The 21,226-nt window shown below is 60.8% G+C and carries 22 protein-coding genes, 1 tRNA gene and 1 pseudogene; 15 read left to right on the top strand and 9 right to left on the bottom strand.

The genetic code is table 11. The features are described 5' to 3' along the window. Positions 1-29: 29 nt before the first annotated feature. Positions 30-815: a metallophosphoesterase gene (locus NT26_RS04740; RefSeq protein WP_052637667.1), complete on the bottom strand. Its 786-nt coding sequence runs from the start codon at positions 813-815 to the stop codon at positions 30-32. A 1,063-nt stretch (positions 816-1,878) separates the two neighbouring features. On the opposite strand from NT26_RS04740, the gene NT26_RS04725 reads away from it, so the two are divergent. Further along, positions 1,879-2,154: a helix-turn-helix domain-containing protein gene (locus NT26_RS04725; protein ID WP_052637665.1), complete on the top strand. Its 276-nt coding sequence runs from the start codon at positions 1,879-1,881 to the stop codon at positions 2,152-2,154. A gap of 849 nt (positions 2,155-3,003) precedes the next feature. Beyond that, positions 3,004-4,197, top strand: a pseudogene (locus tag NT26_RS23370) (recombinase family protein); the annotation flags it as partial. Positions 4,198-4,719: 522 nt separating this feature from the next. Here NT26_RS23370 and NT26_RS04715 read toward each other — a convergent pair. The 3 genes from NT26_RS04715 to NT26_RS04705 all read right to left on the bottom strand — a co-directional run bounded on the left by NT26_RS04715 (position 4,720) and on the right by NT26_RS04705 (position 6,944). Beyond that, positions 4,720-4,810, bottom strand: a tRNA-Ser gene (locus NT26_RS04715). 102 nt (positions 4,811-4,912) lie between these two features. Further along, positions 4,913-5,716 (bottom strand): aldolase/citrate lyase family protein, encoded by an 804-nt coding sequence (locus NT26_RS04710; protein WP_052637663.1) that lies wholly within the window; start codon positions 5,714-5,716, stop codon positions 4,913-4,915. 10 nt (positions 5,717-5,726) lie between these two features. Beyond that, complete coding sequence (locus NT26_RS04705; protein ID WP_052637662.1) at positions 5,727-6,944, bottom strand: NAD(P)/FAD-dependent oxidoreductase; 1,218 nt, start codon at positions 6,942-6,944, stop codon at positions 5,727-5,729. 214 nt (positions 6,945-7,158) lie between these two features. On the opposite strand from NT26_RS04705, the gene NT26_RS04700 reads away from it, so the two are divergent. The 3 genes from NT26_RS04700 to NT26_RS04685 all read left to right on the top strand — a co-directional run bounded on the left by NT26_RS04700 (position 7,159) and on the right by NT26_RS04685 (position 9,879). After that, positions 7,159-7,509, top strand: coding sequence for a hypothetical protein (locus NT26_RS04700; protein ID WP_052637661.1), 351 nt, complete (start codon positions 7,159-7,161; stop codon positions 7,507-7,509). A 329-nt stretch (positions 7,510-7,838) separates the two neighbouring features. Further along, positions 7,839-8,699 (top strand): LysR family transcriptional regulator, encoded by an 861-nt coding sequence (locus NT26_RS04690; protein WP_052637659.1) that lies wholly within the window; start codon positions 7,839-7,841, stop codon positions 8,697-8,699. 70 nt (positions 8,700-8,769) lie between these two features. After that, positions 8,770-9,879 carry a pyridoxal phosphate-dependent aminotransferase gene (locus NT26_RS04685; protein WP_052637658.1) on the top strand — a complete coding sequence of 370 codons (1,110 nt, stop codon included), beginning with the start codon at positions 8,770-8,772 and terminating at the stop codon, positions 9,877-9,879. Between the two features lie 29 nt (positions 9,880-9,908). Here NT26_RS04685 and NT26_RS04680 read toward each other — a convergent pair whose 3' ends face one another. Continuing rightward, positions 9,909-10,175: a sel1 repeat family protein gene (locus NT26_RS04680; RefSeq protein WP_052637657.1), complete on the bottom strand. Its 267-nt coding sequence runs from the start codon at positions 10,173-10,175 to the stop codon at positions 9,909-9,911. 492 nt (positions 10,176-10,667) lie between these two features. Here NT26_RS04680 and NT26_RS04675 point away from each other — a divergent pair, with 492 nt between their 5' ends. From NT26_RS04675 to amn, 8 genes are all read left to right on the top strand, one after another. Beyond that, on the top strand, positions 10,668-11,003 hold the full coding sequence (locus NT26_RS04675; RefSeq protein WP_210308260.1) for a DUF2147 domain-containing protein: 336 nt from the start codon (positions 10,668-10,670) through the stop codon (positions 11,001-11,003). 476 nt (positions 11,004-11,479) lie between these two features. Continuing rightward, complete coding sequence (locus NT26_RS04670) at positions 11,480-11,728, top strand: hypothetical protein (protein ID WP_052637656.1); 249 nt, start codon at positions 11,480-11,482, stop codon at positions 11,726-11,728. 86 nt (positions 11,729-11,814) lie between these two features. Next, positions 11,815-12,051: a hypothetical protein gene (locus tag NT26_RS04665; RefSeq protein WP_052637655.1), complete on the top strand. Its 237-nt coding sequence runs from the start codon at positions 11,815-11,817 to the stop codon at positions 12,049-12,051. An 85-nt stretch (positions 12,052-12,136) separates the two neighbouring features. Next, on the top strand, positions 12,137-12,370 hold the full coding sequence (locus tag NT26_RS04660; RefSeq protein WP_052637654.1) for a hypothetical protein: 234 nt from the start codon (positions 12,137-12,139) through the stop codon (positions 12,368-12,370). 319 nt (positions 12,371-12,689) lie between these two features. Then, complete coding sequence (locus tag NT26_RS04655) at positions 12,690-13,091, top strand: hypothetical protein (RefSeq protein ID WP_152338572.1); 402 nt, start codon at positions 12,690-12,692, stop codon at positions 13,089-13,091. A 213-nt stretch (positions 13,092-13,304) separates the two neighbouring features. Beyond that, positions 13,305-13,472, top strand: a complete 168-nt coding sequence (locus NT26_RS22660; protein WP_156157125.1) for a hypothetical protein — start codon at positions 13,305-13,307, stop codon at positions 13,470-13,472. Beyond that, positions 13,469-13,666 carry a hypothetical protein gene (locus tag NT26_RS04650; RefSeq protein WP_052637652.1) on the top strand — a complete coding sequence of 66 codons (198 nt, stop codon included), beginning with the start codon at positions 13,469-13,471 and terminating at the stop codon, positions 13,664-13,666. Before NT26_RS22660 ends, NT26_RS04650 begins: the two co-directional genes overlap by 4 nt. Positions 13,667-13,723: 57 nt before the next feature. Beyond that, on the top strand, positions 13,724-15,226 hold the full coding sequence (amn, locus tag NT26_RS04645) for an AMP nucleosidase (protein ID WP_052637651.1): 1,503 nt from the start codon (positions 13,724-13,726) through the stop codon (positions 15,224-15,226). An 18-nt stretch (positions 15,227-15,244) separates the two neighbouring features. Here amn and NT26_RS04640 read toward each other — a convergent pair whose 3' ends face one another. Further along, on the bottom strand, positions 15,245-16,612 hold the full coding sequence (locus NT26_RS04640; protein WP_052637650.1) for an aspartate aminotransferase family protein: 1,368 nt from the start codon (positions 16,610-16,612) through the stop codon (positions 15,245-15,247). A gap of 83 nt (positions 16,613-16,695) precedes the next feature. Here NT26_RS04640 and NT26_RS04635 point away from each other — a divergent pair, with 83 nt between their 5' ends. Beyond that, positions 16,696-18,027 (top strand): glutamine synthetase family protein, encoded by a 1,332-nt coding sequence (locus tag NT26_RS04635; protein WP_052637649.1) that lies wholly within the window; start codon positions 16,696-16,698, stop codon positions 18,025-18,027. 4 nt (positions 18,028-18,031) lie between these two features. On the opposite strand, the gene NT26_RS04630 is transcribed toward NT26_RS04635, so the two are convergent. Together NT26_RS04630 and NT26_RS04625 are read right to left on the bottom strand one after the other, a co-directional pair. Continuing rightward, on the bottom strand, positions 18,032-18,970 hold the full coding sequence (locus NT26_RS04630; RefSeq protein ID WP_052637648.1) for a diacylglycerol/lipid kinase family protein: 939 nt from the start codon (positions 18,968-18,970) through the stop codon (positions 18,032-18,034). 140 nt (positions 18,971-19,110) lie between these two features. Beyond that, a complete protein-coding gene (locus NT26_RS04625; RefSeq protein ID WP_052637647.1) occupies positions 19,111-19,506 on the bottom strand; it encodes a winged helix-turn-helix transcriptional regulator in 396 nt (131 codons plus the stop codon). A gap of 105 nt (positions 19,507-19,611) precedes the next feature. Between NT26_RS04625 and NT26_RS04620 the strand changes: the two genes are divergently transcribed. Beyond that, positions 19,612-20,628, top strand: a complete 1,017-nt coding sequence (locus tag NT26_RS04620; protein WP_052637646.1) for a zinc-binding alcohol dehydrogenase family protein — start codon at positions 19,612-19,614, stop codon at positions 20,626-20,628. Here the strand turns inward: NT26_RS04620 and NT26_RS04615 are convergent. Beyond that, positions 20,625-21,107: an Lrp/AsnC family transcriptional regulator gene (locus NT26_RS04615; protein WP_052637645.1), complete on the bottom strand. Its 483-nt coding sequence runs from the start codon at positions 21,105-21,107 to the stop codon at positions 20,625-20,627. The two genes, NT26_RS04620 and NT26_RS04615, sit on opposite strands and share 4 nt — an antisense overlap. Between the last annotated feature and the right edge of the window lie 119 nt (positions 21,108-21,226).

Here is a 21,226-nt window from a genome sequence, read left to right as displayed (position 1 = left end):
TCGGCCAACCAGGCTGTCTCGTACTCGATTTAGCCATTGGCAAGCTCTGCAAGATCGACAACCAGCGCCGGATTGAACACTTGCGAGACCTCATCGGGATATCCGCGCGGATTGCAGATTACCCGGGTCTGGCCGATCAAGTAGTCGCTTGGGGTGTGGAGGTGTCCGTGCACCCACAGCAGCGGCTGATACTCCAGAATCTTTGCTTCAAGATTCGACGCGAAGGATGGCGTCAGCGGGTCATGCAGGAAAGGGCGCGGTATAGACATCAGGCTTGGCGCGTGATGTGTTACGACGATCGTCGGCAAAGGGGATGGCGTCGACAGTACCTGCTCGATTCCGACCTTAGCCAGATTGTGGAGGTATTGGCTCTCGCGCGGAGTGAACCGCTTGAACGGTGTCTTCTGGAGCTTGATCTGTCGGTAGTCGTTCAGTCGCTCTTTAGCTTCGGCCATTGCAATACCGGCATGGCCGAACAGCATGAAGTCGGTCCACAGCGTAGCTCCCACAAAACGGAAACGGTCGAAAAGGACGACGTCTCGTTCGAGAAGATAGACACCATCGTATCGCCTGGCCGCCTCATAGCCCGCGGCCATGCCTTCCCGGACAGACGCCCTGTAGAACTCGTGGTTACCGGCCACAAACACGACCGGCATATGGGGCGCGATGACCTCACCGAGAAATTCGACAGTCGGTACGACACCGCCGTCCAGAACGTCGCCGGCACAAATGCAGACAGCAGCGTCTGGGATTTCGAGCCAGTCCAGCGATCTGTCCATCTCCAGGTGCAGATCGGAGAGTATCCAGGCTCTCATTGCGGCCTCCCTCGTGTTTGGTCATCCGCATCCACCATCTCGGTTCCAAGCCGATACCATCTGGAGAAGGACCGGGCGTATCCGCGCTTCACATCCATGAAGAAGAGCTCGCTGGATACCATCGGGTGGCCGTTGTCGATGAATGGGTGGCCTAGCGGCCGACCCACGAGACAAGAAACGGCCCGCCGCCCGACGAACCAGTCATTGATGTCCACGGCATCCGGCGGCTGCCAGTCGGTTCTACCGACTGTCTCTAGATCATCCGCCAGTCGCCTAAGCTGAGCGATCAAGGCCTCCCGGCCTTGCTCTAGCCATTCCAAACTCCATGAGTCGCGCATCGTCAAGCCTCACCTCAAGAACAAAAAGATACCAAAACCTCCATTAGCATGAGTCTCCGGCGTAACTAAAGACGCCAAACACGAGAAAATTGACATTCTCGGTGGAAACCGGCTTTAGGCCGGTATGACAGCGCACCTCACTGCCGATGCTTTGCGGGTTGCTCGGCATCTCCTTGGCCTCAGCCAGCGAGATGTCGAACAGCGTACAGGTGTCGCGAGGAAGTCTCTGGTTTCCGCCGAGGCCACAGAGACGGCTGCCATGTCACGCCCGTCAACGCTCTTGAGGCTTCGCTCGTTTTACGAGGATCAAGGTATCGAGTTCCTGGGCACAATCGATGTGACGACAGGAGTGGTTAGGGGATTGGGGGCACGCTGGAGGATGCCCAATCAGCTGCCGCCAGTCGGAACTGATCAAACGCCTGTCCACTCGCACAGCACCGGCCTTGCGTTCTCAGCCGCACGAGCCCTCCTGGACGTGAAACAGTCGGAGGTATGCCGCGTCACCTCCATTTCAGAACACAAGTTACGTGCTCTAGAGACCGGTACTACGAACGACGAGACTGCTCGCCGCCGATTGCGGACCTTCTATGAAGAGCGGGGTATTGAGTTTCTTGGTTGGGGAGACGTGTCGCGCGGCGTTTTCTACGGCGTCGGAGTTCGCTGGAGGGTGGTGGGAGAGGCAACGCGGGGGAGTGAGCCAGGAATCTCCTACGAAGGTAACCAAAATGATGGTCCTTGAACCCGATGTTGCCCGGGCGGCGCGAGCATATATCGGGGTGCATCAAGTTAGGCTTGCGGAACTTGCCGGTGTTTCGTCACGGACGGTGTATAAGCTGGAAAAAGATGGTGACATCACACCCCAGACGCTCGAAAAAATCCTGCGCGTCTTCGAGCAGCGCGGCGTAACCTTCTCCTACGACGTTGAAGGACGCATTACCGGCATGACGTTCCGTCCTCGCCCGGGTCGAGGGCGCTGGGGGTCAACTCTTCAGATTCCGTAGTCTCGCTCAAACGCAAGCTTCGCCAAAAGGGAAAGCCATCCCTTCTGTGTTGATCGAAATGGATGCGATTAGACCGCATCGAATACAATGGTTGAACTTGATATCCCTACTGCTTCGCTGGCCGAGGGTGGACACGCGACCTTCCCGCAATCGGTACGAAAGCTGCGGGTGTCGATGGCCGAACACCTAAGCTAAGATAGTCGATGCGGTTTGAATGCATCGTTTTTCGATCCACGAAGTGAAACGCTCCAAACAAAGCAGTAAAATCCCCCGCCACGACCTATAACTGAGTTTTCCAAGAACTCACCGCACCATAATAATTAACAGATAGTCTGATTTCGAATTCAAGACTTCATTTGTTATTTCAGTCGCTTATTGACTCTTCCTTACAATGTGCTTTCATAAGGAGGTTATTGGCTCGGTACTATTCAACGAGAGCGCCTGAGTTTTGGGGCAGCTTCACGGGAGTGGTGGCATGAGAGACGATCCGGTTCCGCTGAGCGACGCTGACAGCATCCCCGTTCCGGGAAATGCAAACCGAGGAACTGCATCTGAACGTAACGTAGTTATTTCGGGTTCCGCGAGAGGGGCACATCACAGCAAGCGGATCATTGTGAGTCGTCTGGCCCACGCTCCGGTAATCCTGCGCGCGGAGATCGACGCGCTAGAAGTTATTCTGGGAAGTCGCAGCCGTAACTCCGGCCTCCCTTAGAAGCCGATGCCACAAATGAAGCTGATCCCCATGGATGTGCCCAGCGCACGTTACTAGAGCGGGAGCAAGAGCGCCGCATAATCAACTCTGAACTACCCGTACAGTTGTAGAGGCTCAGAAGCGAACGGAGACATCTCATGCGGAAAGAACTGCCCCAAGGGCTAGATGTGGACGCTCCGTTTCGTCGTCGGAGGTCCGAAACAGTAGCTGAACGCCGTGCAAGACAGAAACGTCCCCGTGTAAACCTCGGCCCACCCGAACCCTTAGTTGAAAGGGTGGCGCTGTATCTTCGCGTGTCGGGCGAACGAAGCGTCGAAAGCAATTTGTCTATCCCAGATCAGCAAGCGCAACTTGAGAAGTACTGTAGAGCGAAAGGTCTGCAAATAGTACAAACATACATTGAACCTGGGCGATCTGCCAAATCCACCGCGCGCCCAGCATTCAGAACGATGATGCTTGATGCACAAGCCGAAGTGAAACCATTCGACAAGATACTTGTTCATAATACGTCCCGCTTCGCTCGCTCTACAATCGACTTCGAACTCTGCGAACAAATCCTTCATCGAGCCGGCATCCAGGTCTTAGCGGTATCGCAGACTTTCGCCAGAGACGTCGGGGGATGGGTAGCAAAGAAGGTCACAACTCTGTTTGATGACTATCATTCCAAACGCTCAGCCGTCGACTCTGTGCGAGCTCGACGGAGAATGGTGATGGAGGGCCATTGGCCAGGTAGCACCCCACCCTATGGGTACAAACTGGTCCCCGCGAGTGCCAACTCGAAACGTAGGGTTCTCGCATTGGAGGAGGCCGAGGTGACGCTAGTCGAGAAGGTCTTTTCGCTCGTGCGCTTCGGAGACGGTGAATCTGCTCCGATGGGAGTGAAATCAATTGCGGAATGGCTCAATGTACGGGGTTACAGGACCAGGTACGGATCGCGATGGAGTGTACAAGCTGTCCACCGAATGCTGACCAACTCTGTCTACTACGGCGTCTACTACTGGGGCGTGAGTGCCCAAGAGCGCGAGTACCAAGAGCTTGAGGAGCCGCTTCCACTGAATGCGCCTGCGATAATCACTCGAGAAGAGTTCGATGCAGTTCAAGAGACCCTGGAGCTTCGTGATCCTAAGATGGGCGCACCGAAACTGATGAGCAGTCCGCTATTGCTGGCAGGCATAGCGAAGTGCAAATGTGGAGCATCGATGACGCTGGGCACTGGCACCGGCAAAAGTGGACGAGTTTATCGATACTACAGGTGCAGTAGTGACGCGAGGGGACAAAGGAAGTGCAGCGGCCCCAGGATTCGCGAAGATGACCTGAATCAAGTTGTACGGGATGTGATCCGAGATACTGTTCTTCAAGAACAGAGATTGTCTCATCTGTTACAGAGTCTCCAGCATAGATGGACACTGCGCCGTCAAGACGCGGATGGTAAAATCCAGGAGCTTCGTGGGCAAATTAAGACCGCAGAGTTGGCATTTCAGGGGCTGCTGCAAGCAGTACAAACTACGCCCTCTATCAACACCCAGCCAGTGTTTCAGGCGGAATTGATGCGCGTGTCCTCGGAACTTGAGCGCAAGCGGACTTTACTGACAGAAGCTCTTTCGATCGATTCAGAATTCGGGGAAATAACACCTCAACGAATTTCCTATTTCAAACACGAAATGGAAAACGTGATCTTTGGAGAAAATGAGGCGGTTGCAAAAATCTACATCGGCACGATCGTCGAATGCGTCGTTGTGGGGGAGCGCTTCATAACCATCTACGGACGCGACGAAGACCTCCGACGAGCAATATTGGATACCACAGAAGGTGACAAACTCTCGGGCCCAGGGGTTCGCAGATATGTACGCAGATGGCGGAGAGGATGGGATTCGAACCCACGATACGCTTTTGACGTATACTCCCTTAGCAGGGGAGCGCCTTCGACCACTCGGCCACCTCTCCGGTGCGGCCTGATTATTTCGGATGCCGGGCGATTGCAAGGTCTTTTCGAACCCGCCGACGAATTGCCGGCGGAAGGGGCGTGTGTGCGGCCGGAGGCTGGGCTCAATAGCCGGAGGAGCCGCCTGCCCCCGGGGTGCCGCGGCCGTAGCGCGCGGCGAGGCTGCGTAATGCGCCGGCAAATTCCGCCACGTCCGATCCGACAGCGACGAAGCGGGCACCAAGGTCGATGTAGCGCAGGTTCAGCGCCTCGTTGAAGGTAAGGATGCCGGCCGCCTTGCCGGCGGCGGTGATCGTGCCGATCGCCTTCTCGATCACCTCCTGGACCTCCGGCGCCTCGATGCGGCCGATATAGCCCATGTCGGCGGAAAGGTCGGCAGGGCCGATGAAGATGCCGTCGATGCCGTCCACGGCAGCAATGTTCTCGAGATCGGCAATCGCGGCACGGGTCTCGGCCTGCACCAGCAGGCAGATCTCGTCGGCGGCGGTATCGGCATAGTCGGGAATGGTATTGAACGCCGAAGCCCGGGCGACCGCCGCGCCCACGCCGCGAATGCCATGCGGCGGATAGCGGACGGCCCGCACCAGTTCGCGGGCCTGATCGGCCGAATCGACCATCGGCACCAACAGGGTCCGGGCGCCGATATCGAGAAGCTGCTTGATCATCCATGTTTCTCCCATGGGCGGCCGGACAACTGCCTCGGCGGGAGAGGCGGACAAGGCCTGCAGTTGCGCCATGATGCTGCGCAGGTCGTTCGGCCCATGTTCGCCGTCGATCACCAGCCAGTCGTAGCCGGCCGTGCCCGCAAGTTCGGCCAGGAGCGGCTCGCCAGTATTGAGCCAAAGGCCGATCTGCGGCCTGCCGCCCTGTCGAAGGGCTGCCTTGAACTGGTTCTTCGGTGCTGGCATTTGAATTGTCCTAGGAGAGAAGTTGCTTCAGGTCTGCGGCCGCGTCGGCGAGAATGGCGCGGTCCGGCTCGATGCCCATGTCGAGGAGCTTCTTTCCGGTGACATAGGCTTTCGCGTCGTTGATGGCATCGACCGCGACGAAGCTCCCCTCTCGGAAATACCAGATGGAGACGCTGCCCTCGCGCATGCCGGGTCGGACCAGCGTTTCGTCATAGCCGAGATTGAAGCCGGCGATCTGCAGCTTCACGTCATACTGGTCGGACCAGAACCACGGCTTCGGCCGATAGGGTTCGGCTCCGCCGGCGAGCACCGCGGCGATGGCCTCTGCCTGGTCAACGGCATTCTGGACCGATTCGAGGCGGATGCGCTCCCCTTTCCACGGCAGTTGCGTGCAGTCGCCCGCCGCATAGATGGCCGGGTCGGAGGTGCGCCCGAAGGCGTCAACGATGATGCCGTTGCCGACCTCCAGGCCGCATTGCTGCGCAAGCCCGTCATTGGGCGCGACGCCAATGCCGATGATGGCGAAATCGACGTCGATGACGCTGCCGTCGGAAAGCTCGGCGCCGCAGATCCGGCCGCCGCGGCCGATCAGCCGCGTTAGGCCGGTGCGCTCGCGGATCGTCACGCCGTGCTGCAGGTGGATCGTACGAATGACATCGGCAGTCTCAGGCGCGGCAACGCGGCAGAGAATCCGGTCGGCCATTTCGATCAGCACCACTTCAACGCCGCGGGCGCGTGCCACTGCGGCCGCCTCTAGCCCGATATAGCCGCCGCCGATCACCAGCAGGCGCCGTCCCGGACGCATTTCATGAGCCAGTTCGTCGGCGTCGCGCTTGTCGCGCATCAGGTGGACGCCTTCCAGGTCGCCGCCGATCGCCGCTGGCAAGGTCCGGGGCGCAGCGCCGGTCGCAAGCACCAGCGTCTCATAGTCGAGCCAGGAGCCGTCCTGCATCCGGACCCGCCGGCCACTGCAATCGATCTGCTCGACATAGGTGGAAAGCCGGAGATCGACGGCGTTTTCCGCATACCAGTTCTCGGGCCGGAAGGTCAGGCGATCGAACTCCATCTCGCCGAGCAGGTATTTCTTTGAAAGTGGCGGCCGCTGGTAGGGCAGCACATCCTCGGCTCCGATGAGGGTGATCGGACGCTCGTCCTTCAGGCTGCGCAGCTTTGCCGCCAGCGCGAAACCCGCCTGCCCCGCCCCGATGATCACCAGCCTGCCCGTCAAAGATCTGCCCTTCCTCTGCCGCACCGATCCTTCTGCCGGCAGGGGTAGCCGCGAGCCGTCCGCACGTCAACCGAATGTCCCGATCGTCGGCCAAGGCTTCGGAGAGCGATCGCATCCTTTTCACTCGCATATCTGCAATTGCCGGAGGATCGTTCAGGATGTGTTAGTTGAAAAAGGCTAAGATCGTGCCGTGAGGAGACAGAAGGAGGGTGTCATGCCCTTGAACATGGACCGCGACCCCAGACAGAACATTCCCCGCGACCAGGTCTTCGAGAAGTTCACGATCGATCGTCCGGGCAAGATCATCTTTGTCGGCCACCATCTCAGCACCAAGACGCACCTGCGCTGCCTGATCCGCACCATCTCACTCTATGGAGCCGATCTGGAGGTCAGCCCGCATGTGCCGGTGCCGAGCAATTTCTTCCTCGAAATCCTCGGCATCCATGACGAGATCGGCTGCACGGTCATCCGTCGGGAAGAGGAGAAGGTGACGGTTGGCTTCAACATGCTGATCGACCCGGAATTCCTGCATCACGTCATCCGGCTCGGCTTCGAGACCAACTGAGTACCTTCCGGCCAGCGTTCTCCATAGGGTCCGGTCGATCTGCCGAGCTGTTTTGGCGCAGCAGAAGCGCGATCAGCGGAATCGCCCAGCCGAACGGCTGCCACGCGTCCGCATCGAGGGGATCGTCGAGGCGCGACGCCCGCCTGCTCCTCGCATGGTCACAAAGGGTTACCCAGGTCACGGTCCAGTTCAGAAGCATGGTCTTCATCTCCAGCGGAAACATGGACCTCAGCTAGCTCCTGCCGGGCATCGCTTGTAGACGCGCAAACGAAAGCCGTTTTTCACCGGTGAATGATGCGGTTTTCGACGAGCGCGCTACAATATGCCCGATGACTGAACCGGACTGGGACGACCTGAAGCTCTTCCTGCATGTCGCGCTGGCCGGCGGCCTCAGCGGCGCGTCCGAACGTACCGGCATCAGCGCACCGACGATCGGGCGCCGGATGCTGGCACTGGAGCGGGCGACCGGGCGGACGCTGTTCGTGCGCAGCCAGCGGGGCTACCGGCTGGCGCCGGATGGCGAGGTGCTGCTAGCCCATGTGCAGGCCATGCAGACATCGGCGGAGAAGATCGCGGATTGGCGGGGACAGGCCTTCACCCTGCCGATCGTCTCGATCGGCGCCGATGCCTGGCTCTCGGGCCTCATCGCCGACGAGACGCAGTCCCTTCGCGCGGCATCTGATCCCTTCCGCCTCTGCTGCCAGATGCGCCATGCCGGCATCGACTTCACCTATCGGGAGACGGATATCGGCCTCATGCGCGAGCCTCCGCAGACCGGCAATCTCGCGCTGCGCAAATCGGTGCCAGCAGCGCATGCCGCCTACTGCGCCAAAGGCTCGCCCCGCACTCCCCTCCCCTGGGTATCGCTCGGGACGCATAGCGCCCATTCGCCTGCGGACCGGTGGGTCTTCGAGCATCATGAGGCGGACATCATGACCTGGGCGAATTCGCCGGACCTGCTCTTGCGGCTGATCCGGGCCGGCAATGGCCGGGGCGTACTGCCATGCTTCGTCGGGGATGCCGATCCTGAACTGGAACGGGACGGGCCGATCCTGGAGGATCTTACCTATACGCTCTGGATTGTCGCCAATGATGACGACCGGCACCGGCCGGAGATGCGGCTTGCGATGGACCGCCTGGCGGCGATGTTCCGGCGGCTGGCGGACCGCATGGCAGGCCGAACCGGTTGACGCCCTCCCGTACTTGCGTGCGTGGGATTCGGCCCTATGGTGAGCCGATTCCAGCAGCAGGTCCGCTTCCATGTCCGCATTCTCCCGCTTCACACCGCTCATCCAGTCGCTCCCCGCAACCGTACCTTTCGTCGGGCCGGAGGCGATCGAGCGCAACCGGGGCCTGGAGGTCAAGGCACGCATTGGCGCAAACGAAAACGGCTTCGGTCCCGCCCCATCCGTGCTTCGGGCCATCACCGAAGCGGCGCCGGAAACATGGAAGTACAATGATCCGGAAAACCATGCGCTGAAGCAGGCGCTTGCCGCACATCTCGGCTGCCAGCCGCAAAACATTGCGATCGGCGAGGGAATCGATTCGCTGCTCGGCCAGATCGTACGGCTGGTCATCGACCCTGGCATGCCGGTCGTCACCTCCTTCGGTGCCTATCCGACCTTCAATTTCCATGTGAACGGCTTCGGTGGCCGGCTCGTCACCGTGCCCTACGTGAACGACCGGGAAGACCTCGATGGACTCCTGGCTGCAGTGCGAAGGGAAAACCCGCCCCTCGTCTACTTCGCCAATCCCGACAACCCGATGGGAAGCTGGTGGGACGCCGACAGCATTGTCGCACTTGCGCGGGCGCTACCGGAAACGACACTGCTGATCCTCGACGAAGCCTATTGCGAGACGGCCCCTGAGGGTTCGACGCCGGATATTTATGCGTTGATCGACCAGCCGAACGTCATTCGCACCCGCACCTTCTCCAAGGCTTACGGGCTCGCAGGCGCGCGCATTGGCTACGTAATCTCGACGCCGGGGACGGCCGCAGCCTTCGACAAGATCCGCAATCATTTCGGCATGGCGCGGATCAGCACTGCCGCGGCGCTGGCTGCCCTGGAGGACCAGGCCTATCTCGGCGAGGTCCTGGAAAACATCAGGCTGTCCCGGGAGCGCATCGGCGGCATTGCCCGCGAGAATGGGCTTGTGCCGCTTGCATCGGCCACCAATTTCGTCGCCATCGACTGTGGTCGAGACGGCGCCTATTCCAAGGCCATCGTCGACGGCCTGATGGAGCACGGCGTCTTCATCCGCATGCCGGGGGTCGCACCGCTCAACCGGTGCATCCGGATCAGTACCGGGCCCGAAGCCGACATGGCGCTGCTCGAAGAGGCGCTACCCAAGGTCTTGAAGACCCTCTGAGGTGGCGCCGCCGCGACGGCGGCCACTCATCAGTGCATCGTCATCCATTCGCGAGCGGCACGCAGTGCTGCTGCGAGTTCGGTCTTGTTCATGGTCTGGGCCAGATCAGCCCGCAGTTCGGCCGCACGGTCCGAGCCCTTGATGGCGGCGATGTTCAGCCACTTGTGAGCGGCGACGAGATCGACCGCGCAGCCGCGGCCAGTCGCATACATCAATCCCATTTCGCAGAAGGTATCGGCGCGGGTCTCGCCACCCATCGTCGCATATCCGGAGTTCTGAATCTCGAAGCGTGCCATTGTCTTTGTCCCTGTTTGAAGCTGTTGCCGTTGAACTTGCCCTGTTTCTTGCCCCTTCGGGATCCTTCCGGAGGTACCGTCTTCGGGCGGCTTGTCTCCGTCAGGCCGGCGGATTTTTCCGCTCGTTTGCTGAGGAGGACTATGCGGCAGATCTTCAAACAGTCGGCTAAAAGGCATGATTAATTGCTAGAAAACAAAATACAAATGCTTGGTAAAATTGGCTTTTCGTTAAACATCGGGATGCCTGCGGCGCTTGGCCTTGAGGCAAAATTTTACGCAAAGTTGAGATTTCAGTTTCAACCCTCTGCTAACCATCCGCAAAGCTCCGATGGAGCGGCAGGCGGAAAGGCTTGCGCAGAAAAAGCCGCTCGCTGGCGCATCGCATCGTTTACCTTTACGTGCGCGTAAGCTAATCTGATGCCTGCTCGCCTTCCGGGCGGGCTGGAGGATGTGACTGTCGGTCCGGCCGACACAGGGATGGAGAAATTGATCATGCGTCATGTACTACTTGCTGCCGCCTTCTTGTTGTCGGCAGGCTTTGCTCATGCAGCCGAGCCGCTGGAGGGCAACTGGAAGACGGCGAGCGGCGAAACCGCGACCATCGGCAAATGCGGCAATGCCTTCTGCGTTACGCTGAAGACGGGCAAGCACGCCGGCAAGCAGATCGGCAAGCTGTCCGGAACCGGCGGCACCTACAAGGGGGAAATCACCGACCCCGCTGCAGACAAGACCTATAGCGGCTCCGGCACGGTTAGCGGAAATTCTCTGAAGATGAAGGGCTGCGTCATGGCGGTGCTCTGCAAGACACAGACCTGGACCCGTCTCTGATCGGGCGGGAGCGACATCACGCTCCCCGTCGCGGCTAGATTTTATCGCCAACGAATACGATGCCGAAGCTGGCGCGGCTCCCCAAAATGGAGTTGCGGCAGCTTTTTGATGCCGTAAAAAACTTGTGAAGGTGCATGAATCGCGTTTTTTCAACGAGGCGCGGCCAAGAGTTGCTCTTGCTTTTCCTCGATCGTGACAATCCTGCTACCTGCGGTCACATGCAGATCCGCTGATATTCCAGCGCTCCTAATTTACAGGCGACAGCACGGCAAAAGCGCATTCGGCGCGGGGCGCTGAACGCAGCCACCAGCGTTCCTTTTCATCAACCCTGCGCTGCACTTCCCGGCAGTTCGGCTTGGATTGTCAACGACGCGTTGACAGCGGATTCCATTTTCTGACCTTCCGAACCGATCGTTTCGATCCGATATGGCAGTCAGCAAGCAGCACTGCTTCGCTCATGCCGAAAGGAATACGAAATGACCAAGTTCAATCTTTCCGTCTTTGCTGCCGCCCTCGCCGGCTCTGCCGCGTTCGGTGGCGCAGCCCTCGCTTCGGGCGATTACTACCCAGGTGCATCCTCCGAAGCTCCTGCCGCGGTGGATACCTTCCAGACCAGCAGCATCAACAATGAGCCCCTGCTCGCGAACGACCGTTCGACCGTAGAGGTTGCCTCCCAGTCGCCCGACCACGGTGACTACTATGAAGGCGCAAACCGCCCCAACTAAACCGCAGTTCATTCAAGAACCCGGCTTGTCGTGCCCCAGGTCGCAAACTCTCGGCACGCCAGCCTGACCAAAGAAGGAAAACTCCAATGACCAAGTCTCTTACCTCGACCCTCGCCGCAGCCCTCATCGCTTCCGCTACCTTCGGTGGCGCAGCTCTCGCCGACGGCGACTACTATGAAGGTGCCTCCAAGACGACGGAAGCATTCCGCATCGACCGTGTCCAGACGGGCAGCATCGGCGACCGCGCAGGTTACCCTGAACAGGACGTCCGCCAGACGCCTGACCGCGGCGACTACTACGAAGGCGCAAACCGCCCCAACTAACGCAGTTCATTCGACACACCGGCTAGCCGTGCCTCAGGTCGCAAACTTTCCGCACGGCAGCCCTATCAAAGAAGGGAAATTCACCATGACCAAGTCAATCACCACCCTCGCCGCAGCTCTTATCGCCACCGCGACCTTCGGTGGCGCAGCACTCGCAGCTGGCGATTATTACGAGGGCGCAGCCAAGGACGCCGCGAACAGCCGGATCGACCGTGTTCAGACCGGCAGCATCAGCGATCGCGCTGAATTCGCGTCTCAGGATGTACGCCAGGCTCCCGACCGTGGCGACTACTACGAAGGCGCAAACCGCCCGCAGTAATCGCTTACCCCGCACGGCTCAACGCATTGATCCACCGCCTGCGACGAGCCGTACGAGGCTGAACTTCTTACGAATACCGAAAGACCAGCCGCTCTCGCGGCTGGTCTTTGCAGTTCATTCAAGACACCGGCTGGACGGCGGGTCGCAATCGCCCTCCACCTGACACGATGAAGAAGCCTGCGGCTCGCCATCGCTTGGTCATGATAGAACAGGTGGCGACGCGAATCAACGAAGACTGCGGTTCAAGCGAGCGCCGGCAATACACCGGGTTCGCCCCACCGACGCCTCAAATCCAGATCACGCAGAAGATAACATCCGCTTGATGTTGCTCGCATTCTTTGTGAACGCCGATAATCATCTTTTGCGGAACGATGTCCTGCCGAGTGGGTTTCTGTCCTGCAAGCCGCCACACGGCGCGCTGGCAAAGGATAACCCAAAGAAAGGACAGGACATGAAAACCTCCCTTACCACCGGTTTTGTTGCCGCTCTCATCGCTTCTTCTGCTTTTGCGGGCTCGGCATTTGCCCAGTCGACGCAGTACGAGCCATATGCAGAATCCCCGCCGAGCATCGATGATACCCAGGTTGATACAATGTCGACCGGCAGCATCAACGGTGACAGCAACTGGATGATCCGGGATCGCAACATGGCCAATACCGACATCGACGGTACCCAGGACCGCGGCGACTACTACGAAGGTGCGCTCCGTCCGACGAACTGATCGGTTCATTCAAGCCACCGTTCCCGCTCGGGTCGCATTCTTCGAGCGGAAATCGAAAAAGCCGGCCCAACGCCGGCTTTTTTGCGTCTTGGGTAGGAGTACCGTGGACGGAATTGCGAGCATTACTTCGCTGAACGCCAGATGAACCACCGCCTCAGGCGGAGTTCAGCGGGCATTGATACTCTCTGCTCCCAATAGGGTTTGGGGAAGAGAATGTCTGCACTTGTTCGCCACTTCATCAACGTCACGCTGATCTGCGTGAACTTCGCGATCCTCTTCGGTGCGATGGTCGGGAATGCCGGAAGCTGGGCAAGGCGCTCGGATCTCGGCTTCGCTGGCCGGTGCACCGGGTTGTCTCCCTTCTGCGGAGCCCTCCTATGAGGACAAGCGATCATCCCAAAAACTCGCGTTCCGCGCACCTGGCGCCGATGCTGCTGCGCATGACGCTTGCGGCCCTCCTTCTCGTCGGCCCGCTGGCTGCCGTGACCATTCACGCGAAGGCCGATGGTCTGGCACCCAAGCAAGGCGCGGGCTTCGTGCTGTTCGTCAGCTTGCAGCGCCAGTCGATGTCTTGACGCCTGTCGACGGGATGACGTCTTTTGCTTGTCAACGACTTCATCCTATAATGGCCCATGAGCAAGCGAATCTTTTCTCTTTCCCCTCTCCCCTTCATCAGCCCCAGCCCCTACGAGACAGTTGTCTTCGACGATCCGGCTGAAGCCGTGGACGCGCTCACAGAGCTTTATGAACGCAACACCCGCTTCCTGATCGATGCCTTTGGAGCCTTGGCCAATGGCAGTCCGGTGACCGGGCGGTACCGCGCCTGCTATCCCCAGGTCAGCATAGAGACGACGTCGTTCGGTCATGCAGACTCGCGCCTTTCCTATGGACACGTCACGTCGCCGGGGATCTACACCACCACGATCACACGGCCGAAGCTCTTCCGTCACTACCTGAAGGAACAACTCGGGCTGCTGATGAGGAACCACAATGTCCCGATTACGGTGTCGGAATCCGCCACGCCGATTCCGTTGCACTTTGCCTTCGGCGAGGGTGCCCATGTGGAGGCGTCGGCGACCGCCGGGCTTGCCGATGTCTCGCTGCGCGATCTGTTCGACACGCCAGATCTCAACAACACCGACGACCTGATCGCCAATGGCGAATACGACCAGGTAACGGGCGAGCCCGCCCCGCTCGCGCCCTTCACGGCGCAGCGCATCGACTATTCACTGGCCCGCCTCAGCCATTATACGGCGACCAGCGCCGAGCATTTCCAGAACTTCGTGCTGTTCACAAACTACCAGTTCTATATCGACGAATTCGCCGCCTGGGCACGCGAGATGATGGCCAAGGGCGGCGAAGGCTATGATGCGTTCGTCGAGCCGGGCAATCTCGTCACCTATCCGGGAGAGCCCCGCGAGGAAACCGCCCTCGTCGGGCGCCTGCCCCAGATGCCCGCCTATCACCTGAAGAAGAAGGGGCATGCCGGGATCACGCTGGTCAACATCGGCGTCGGCCCGTCAAACGCCAAGACCATTACCGACCATATCGCCGTCCTGCGTCCGCATGCCTGGCTGATGGTCGGCCACTGCGCCGGCCTGCGAAACAGCCAGCGGCTGGGTGATTACGTGCTCGCCCATGCGTATGTCCGCGAGGACCATGTGCTGGACGACGACCTGCCGGTATGGGTCCCGATCCCCGCGCTGGCAGAGGTTCAGCAGGCGCTCGAGGATGCGGTCGAGGAGGTGACGGGCTATGAGGGCTTCGAACTCAAGCGCATCATGCGCACCGGAACGGTCGCGACAATCGACAACCGCAACTGGGAACTGCGCGACCAGCGCGGCCCGGTGAAAAGGCTGTCGCAGTCGCGGGCGATCGCGCTCGACATGGAATCGGCGACGATCGCGGCCAACGGCTTCCGCTTCCGCGTGCCGTACGGCACCCTGCTCTGCGTTTCCGACAAGCCGCTGCACGGTGAGTTGAAACTGCCGGGCATGGCGACCGCCTTCTACCGCACCCAGGTCAGCCAGCACCTGCAGATCGGCATCCGCGCCGTGCAGAAGCTCGCCGCGATGCCGGTGGAACGCCTCCATTCGCGCAAGCTCAGAAGCTTCTACGAGACCGCGTTCCAGTAAATTCGACAGACGTCGAGACTATTCCCTGACCGTGTCCCGCAGGTGGTCGAGCGCCTTGCGCAGCTTGTCGACCACCTCGTCCACCTCCGAACGGCTGATGGTGAAGGCCGGCGAGGCGAGCATGCGGTCGCCGGTAGCCCGCATGATCAGGCCGTTTTCGACGCAGTGGTTGCGCACCAGCGTGCCGATGTCGTCGGGCTTGGCATAGCGCCGGCGGGCCCATTTGTCGGCCGCCAGTTGCAGGCCACCCATCAGCCCGACGCTCTCGGCCTCACCCACCACCTCATGGCTCTCCAGGCTTTTCCAGGCGGCGGCGAAATAGGGCCCGATGTCGTCGCGGATACGTTCGACCAGCCCCTCTTCCTCGATGATGCGCAGGTTTTCCAGTGCCGCCGCGGCACAGACCGGATGCCCGGAATAGGTGAAGCCGTGGTAGAAATCGCCGAGCTCCTCCACCATCACGTCCGCCACCCGGTCGCTCACCATCACGCCGCCGATGGGCAGGTAACCGGAGGAGAGCCCCTTGGCGATCGGCGCAAGATCGGGCTCCACCCCGTAGTGCTGGTATCCGAACCAGGAGCCGAGCCGTCCGAAGCCGCAGATCACCTCGTCGGAGACGAGCAGGATGTCGCGTTCGCGGCAGATGCGGGCGACCTCGGGCCAGTAGGTCTCCGGAGGTATGATCACACCGCCGGCGCCCTGGATCGGCTCGGCGACGAAGGCGGCGACACGATCTTCCCCAAGTTCGTCGATCTTCTGCTCCAGTTCGCGGGCCACCTTCAGGCCGAACTCAGCCGGCGAAAGATCGCCGCCCTCCGCATACCAGTAGGGCTGACCGATGTGGTGAATCCCTTCGATCGGCAGGTTGCCCTGCTCGTGCATCCACTTCATGCCACCGAGCGAGGCACCGGCGACCGTCGAGCCGTGATAGGCGTTGCGGCGGGCGATGACCTGCGTCTTCTCCAGCTTGCCAAGCGCCTTCCAGTAGACCCGCGCCATGCGAAACCAGGTGTCGGAGGCTTCGGAGCCGGAATTGGTGAAGAAGACGCGGTTCAGCTTGCCGCCGGCATGTGAGGCGATCTTCTGCGCAAGCAGGATCGTCGGCGGTGTCGTCGTGCCGAAGAAGCTGTTGTAATAGGGCAGCTCGCTCATCTGGCGATGAACCGCCTCGGCGATCTCTCGCCGCCCATAGCCGACATTGACGCACCAGAGGCCGGCAAAGGCATCGAGGTATTTCTTGCCGGTGCTGTCGAAGATATGCACGCCCTCGGCCCGCTCGATAACCCGCGTGCCTGCCGCATTGAGCTTCTTCATGTCCGAGAAGGGATGCAGGTGGTGGGCGGCATCGATGGCGCCGAGATTGGAGAGGACTGTGGCAGAGGTCATTGGGGTCTTCCGGAGGCAAGATTGTCTGCCCAAGTCTTATCGGCTACGAACGAAGCTTCGCAACTCCCTTCTGAAGACTTCCCATGACCGCCGAGAATGCCCCTCCCCGCATCGAAATCCTGCTCGTCGGCATGAATGGTGACCTGCGCGGCAAGCAGATCCCGCTGGAGGCGGAAAGGAAGGTTTGGGATGGCACTGTCCGGCTCCCCTCCTCGACGCAGTCGCTCGACATCTGGGGTGACGACAATGACGACATCACCGGACTGTCCCTGTCGATCGGCGACCCCGACGGTATCTGCCTTCCGGACCGTCGCAGCCTCGCGCCCATGCCGTGGGCACCGCAGGGGTCACAGCAAGTGCTGTCAACGATGCACGAGTTGGACGGCAGCCCGAGCTTCATGGACCCGCGCGCCATCCTTGCCGCCCTGCTTCAACGATATGAGGAACGCGAGCTCACGCCAGTGGTGGCCACCGAGCTGGAATTCTATGTGGTGGAGGGCGACTGGCGCGAGACCGGCAGGCCGCGTCCGCCGGAAAGCCTTGCATTCCGCGGGGAGCCGAACGGCTTTCAGCTCTACGACATGAGCGCGGTCAATGCGCTGGACAGTTACCTGCAGACCGTCCGCTCATGGGCGAAGGCGCAGGGCCTGCCTGCGGACGCCACCACGGCCGAGTTTGGCCCGGGCCAGTTCGAGATCAACCTCCTGCACCGGCCGGATGCCCTCGCCGCCGCCGACGACTGCGTCTATCTCAAGCGGATTGCCGAACAGGCGGCGAAGCGCCACGGCCTGAAATCCACCTGCATGGCAAAGCCCTATGCCGAGCATGCCGGCTCGGGCCTGCATGTCCATGCGAGCATCATCGACCGCGACGGAAACAACATCCTTGATGCCAAGGGCGGCGAGCCGGCGCTCCTCAAATCCGTCTGTGCCGGAATGCTGGACACGATGCGCGACGCGCAGCTGATCTTCGCGCCTTTTGCCAATTCCTATCGACGTTTCCAGCCGGGATCCTTCGCGCCCGTCGACATCGACTGGGGCTATGGCCACCGCGGAACGGCCGTGCGCATACCTGACAAGGACGGGCCGGCAGCGCGTATCGAGCACCGGGTCGCCGGCGCCGATGCCAATCCCTATCTGCTGCTGACTGCCATATTGGGAGGAATGCTGCTTGGAATCGAACAGACGCTCGACGCGGGCCTGCCAACCGAACCCGGCCAGCCGGCGCCGGGCAATCGCCGCCTGACGCATGACTTCCTCACCGCTGTCGAAGACTTCGCCGCATCCGCCTTCATTCGCGACGTCTTCGGCGAACGCTACCAGAAGCTCTATGCGGATACGAAGCGGAAGGAGGCGCTCACCTACCTGCGCACGGTCTCCGATTTCGACTACCGCACCTATCTGCCGCGCATCTGAAGGGTCAGATGCCGCTTCCCGCCTCTTCCTGCTCAAGTTCGCCGGGTTCGCGAGGCACGAGAACCTTGAGCTCACCGGCGTGGATGCGCAGCTTGACGTCACGGTCCATGGGCAGCAGTTCCCCGTCGATGACGCAGCGGACGTCCTTTCGTTCGCGCGGGAAGTGCAGCTCGACCTCGGTGGTGGTCATGGCCGTGACAGATTCGTTCTCCTTCAGGCGGCCCCGCAGGATGTCGTAGGCGAGTTGGGCCACGCCCGCTGGCGTCAGCGGGTCGGCAATGTAGAAGCCGAGATGGCCGCCCGTCACATCCGGCGCTACGAGCAGCGGGTCCTGGCCGAACTCGTTGTTCGACACGGAAATGGCGGAGACCTTGCGGTGCCCTAACTTCCCTTCGGCATTAAACTCCACCTCGAATTCCGGGGGATTGAACATCACCCCCAGCACGGCCCGCGTGCTGGCGCGGATCTTCCCGAGACGTGACCCAAACGTCATGGAATTCCGGTAACGGACCATGCGTGCGTGAAGACCGGCGGAAAACTGATGGATGAAGCTCCTGCCGTTGGCGCTGGCGATATCGACATTCTCGATCTTCCCCTGCGCCAGGACGTCGAGGACGTCCCAGATATCGAGCGGCAGCTTGAGGGATCGCGCGAAGAGGTTCATCGTCCCGGCCGGAACGATGCCGAGTGTCAGGCCATTGCGCCAGGCAATGTCGGCTGCCGCGGAAATGGTGCCGTCGCCGCCTCCGGCAATCAGTCCCTCCACCTCTGGGATCGCCGCCACGCGCTGCATCGTCGAAACGACATCCTTGCCGGAGACGACATGGCACTGGATCTGATGACCGGCGTTCTTGAACGTCTCGGCCGCCCGGGCGCAATAGGCGTCCATCTCGGTGGTCTTGAAGGTTCCGCCATCGCGGTTGAAGACGGCAACAAGGTTCATCTGGCGCTTTCGCTCTGCCTGCAGGTCAGCCCGCCGAACAACGAGCCATGGCAAAAATGGTTGCTCTGCTGCTCCTTCGCCAGCAGATGCCGGCAGATTTCCGGTGACTGAGGCGTTACGGAGTTGGCAAGAATATCCGCTCAGGCAGCTGCCGGCTGGGTCGCCGGCTCCGGCTTCACGACCGTCTTCTCACCGTTTCGGCAGAGGACGTGCCGTTTGCCCCAGGCGTGCAGTGCCGCCACCACAGGCTCGAGACTCTGCCCCAGCGGAGTCAGGGCGTAATCGACCCGCGGCGGCACCACCGGAAAGATGGTGCGGGTGATGAGCTCCGCCTCCTCCAGTTCCCGCAACTGCTTAGTCAGCATGCGCTGCGTGACCGAGGGAATGCGGCGGCGCAGCTCGTTGAACCGCAGCGTGCCGTCGGTGAGGAGGTGATAGAGGATCACGCCCTTCCACTTGCCGTCGAGGAAGCTCAGGGTCGATTCCACCGGACATCCGGGGAAGTTGCCGGTCAGCTTGGCGCGGGGACGGGACATCGACAGTATCCTTTTCGGTACTATGTGGCGGAAATGTGCATTCTTGCGGTTCGGGAGCATAGGCTGCAACTATGGAGCACGCAATCAACGAACAGGGAGAGCCGCATGCGCGCCGTCGCCTTCAACAAGCCCCAACCCATCGACGCGGATACCGCGCTCATCGACATCGAGCTGCCTATGCCCACAGCCACCGGCCGCGATCTCCTGGTCGAGATCAGGGCGGTTTCCGTCAACCCGGTGGATACGAAGGTCCGGGCCTCGGCAGCGGTGGAAGACGGGCAATACCGGGTGCTGGGGTATGACGCGGCGGGGGTGGTCAAGGCAGTCGGAAGCGAGGTCACCCTCTTCAAGCCCGGTGACGAGGTCTTCTATGCAGGTGCCGTCAATCGGCAGGGCACCAATGCGGAGTATCACCTCGTCGACGAGCGGATCGTCGGCAGGAAACCTGCAAGCCTCAGCTTCGAGGAGGCTGCCGCCCTGCCGCTTACCGCCATCACGGCCTATGAAGCGATGTTCCACCGCATGAAGGTGCAGGACCCGGTTCCTGGTGCGGCCAATGCAATCCTCATCATCGGCGGCGCTGGCGGCGTGGGATCCATCGCCATCCAGCTCGCCCGTCGCCTGACCGATCTCACCATCATCGCGACCGGATCACGCCCGGAGACAAAGGTCTGGATCAGCGAGCTTGGGGCTCATCATGTGATCGACCACAGCGATGCTCTGGCGCCCCAGGTGGAGGCATTGGGCATAGGTTCGCCCGCTTTCGTCTTCTCCACCACGCAGACGGAAAAGCATGTGGCCGACGTCCTGGAACTGATCGCGCCGCAAGGGCGGTTCTCGCTGATCGACGATCCGAAGGAGCCGATGGACCTGCGTCCATTCAAGCGCAAGTCGCTCTCCATCCACTGGGAGATGATGTTCGCCCGTCCGGTCTGGCAGACGGCGGACATGATCGAGCAGCACAAGCTGCTGAACCATGTGGCAGACATGGTGGATGCCGGCGATATCCGCACCACGCTGAACGAGACCTATGGTGTGATCAATGCGGCGAACCTCAAGCGCGCCCATTCGATGATCGAAAGCGGCCGGACGAAGGGCAAGATCGTCCTATCCGGCTTCTAGCCCCGTTCACGGACCGGCGGCAGCTTCAGCGCGCCGCCGGTCTTGACGGCCCGGATGGAGAAATTCGACTGGATGTCGGTGACCTGCGGCAGGACCAGCAGTTTCTCCGTCAGCAGGCGCTCATAGGCTGCAAGATTCTCGACCACGACCTCAGCCAGGAAATCCGACTGCCCGGAGATCATGTGGCAGGCAATCACTTCCGGAATGTCGATCAGCGCCTGCTCCAGCGCCTGCGCATTTTCGCGCGTATGGCGGATCACCTTGAAGGAAACGAAGACCGTCAGTTCCAACCCGATCGCCTGCCTGTCGATGTCGGCGCGGTAACCACGGATGATGCCGCCTTCCTCCAGCATGCGCGTCCGCCGCAGGCAGGGCGAAGGAGAGAGGTTTACGCGTTCGGCGACTTCTACATTGGTTGCCCGGGCGTCCTGCTGCAGGGCCTCGAGAATGCCAAGATCGAACTTGTCAATTTTTGGCATGTTCGTCCGTTTTACCCCATCTTCTTGGCGCATCATGCCAAGTTCTTGCCATTCCCGGCGCGATTTAGCAAGGACGGGCCTCCTCTAACGGAGCTATGATCCGCCGTCGTCGTTGCAGA

It is taken from the genome of Pseudorhizobium banfieldiae, assembly GCF_000967425.1.
Lineage (GTDB): Bacteria > Pseudomonadota > Alphaproteobacteria > Rhizobiales > Rhizobiaceae > Neorhizobium > Neorhizobium banfieldiae.
The sequence above is the reverse complement of the archived record's forward strand: the minus strand, read 5'-3'. Positions and strand labels throughout refer to the sequence as shown.

Bases quoted from the DNA above. Each gene is read 5' to 3' on its own strand.
- NT26_RS04740 (WP_052637667.1), bottom strand. From the start codon at position 815: ATGAGAGCCTGGATACTCTCCGATCTGCACCTGGAGATGGACAGATCG.
- NT26_RS04725 (WP_052637665.1), top strand. From the start codon at position 1,879: ATGATGGTCCTTGAACCCGATGTTGCCCGGGCGGCGCGAGCATATATC.
- NT26_RS04710 (WP_052637663.1), bottom strand. From the start codon at position 5,716: ATGCCAGCACCGAAGAACCAGTTCAAGGCAGCCCTTCGACAGGGCGGC.
- NT26_RS04700 (WP_052637661.1), top strand. From the start codon at position 7,159: ATGCCCTTGAACATGGACCGCGACCCCAGACAGAACATTCCCCGCGAC.
- NT26_RS04690 (WP_052637659.1), top strand. From the start codon at position 7,839: ATGACTGAACCGGACTGGGACGACCTGAAGCTCTTCCTGCATGTCGCG.
- NT26_RS04685 (WP_052637658.1), top strand. From the start codon at position 8,770: ATGTCCGCATTCTCCCGCTTCACACCGCTCATCCAGTCGCTCCCCGCA.
- NT26_RS04680 (WP_052637657.1), bottom strand. From the start codon at position 10,175: ATGGCACGCTTCGAGATTCAGAACTCCGGATATGCGACGATGGGTGGC.
- NT26_RS04675 (WP_210308260.1), top strand. From the start codon at position 10,668: ATGCGTCATGTACTACTTGCTGCCGCCTTCTTGTTGTCGGCAGGCTTT.
- NT26_RS04670 (WP_052637656.1), top strand. From the start codon at position 11,480: ATGACCAAGTTCAATCTTTCCGTCTTTGCTGCCGCCCTCGCCGGCTCT.
- NT26_RS04665 (WP_052637655.1), top strand. From the start codon at position 11,815: ATGACCAAGTCTCTTACCTCGACCCTCGCCGCAGCCCTCATCGCTTCC.
- NT26_RS04660 (WP_052637654.1), top strand. From the start codon at position 12,137: ATGACCAAGTCAATCACCACCCTCGCCGCAGCTCTTATCGCCACCGCG.
- NT26_RS22660 (WP_156157125.1), top strand. From the start codon at position 13,305: ATGTCTGCACTTGTTCGCCACTTCATCAACGTCACGCTGATCTGCGTG.
- NT26_RS04650 (WP_052637652.1), top strand. From the start codon at position 13,469: ATGAGGACAAGCGATCATCCCAAAAACTCGCGTTCCGCGCACCTGGCG.
- amn (WP_052637651.1), top strand. From the start codon at position 13,724: ATGAGCAAGCGAATCTTTTCTCTTTCCCCTCTCCCCTTCATCAGCCCC.
- NT26_RS04640 (WP_052637650.1), bottom strand. From the start codon at position 16,612: ATGACCTCTGCCACAGTCCTCTCCAATCTCGGCGCCATCGATGCCGCC.
- NT26_RS04635 (WP_052637649.1), top strand. From the start codon at position 16,696: ATGACCGCCGAGAATGCCCCTCCCCGCATCGAAATCCTGCTCGTCGGC.
- NT26_RS04630 (WP_052637648.1), bottom strand. From the start codon at position 18,970: ATGAACCTTGTTGCCGTCTTCAACCGCGATGGCGGAACCTTCAAGACC.
- NT26_RS04625 (WP_052637647.1), bottom strand. From the start codon at position 19,506: ATGTCCCGTCCCCGCGCCAAGCTGACCGGCAACTTCCCCGGATGTCCG.
- NT26_RS04620 (WP_052637646.1), top strand. From the start codon at position 19,612: ATGCGCGCCGTCGCCTTCAACAAGCCCCAACCCATCGACGCGGATACC.
- NT26_RS04615 (WP_052637645.1), bottom strand. From the start codon at position 21,107: ATGCCAAAAATTGACAAGTTCGATCTTGGCATTCTCGAGGCCCTGCAG.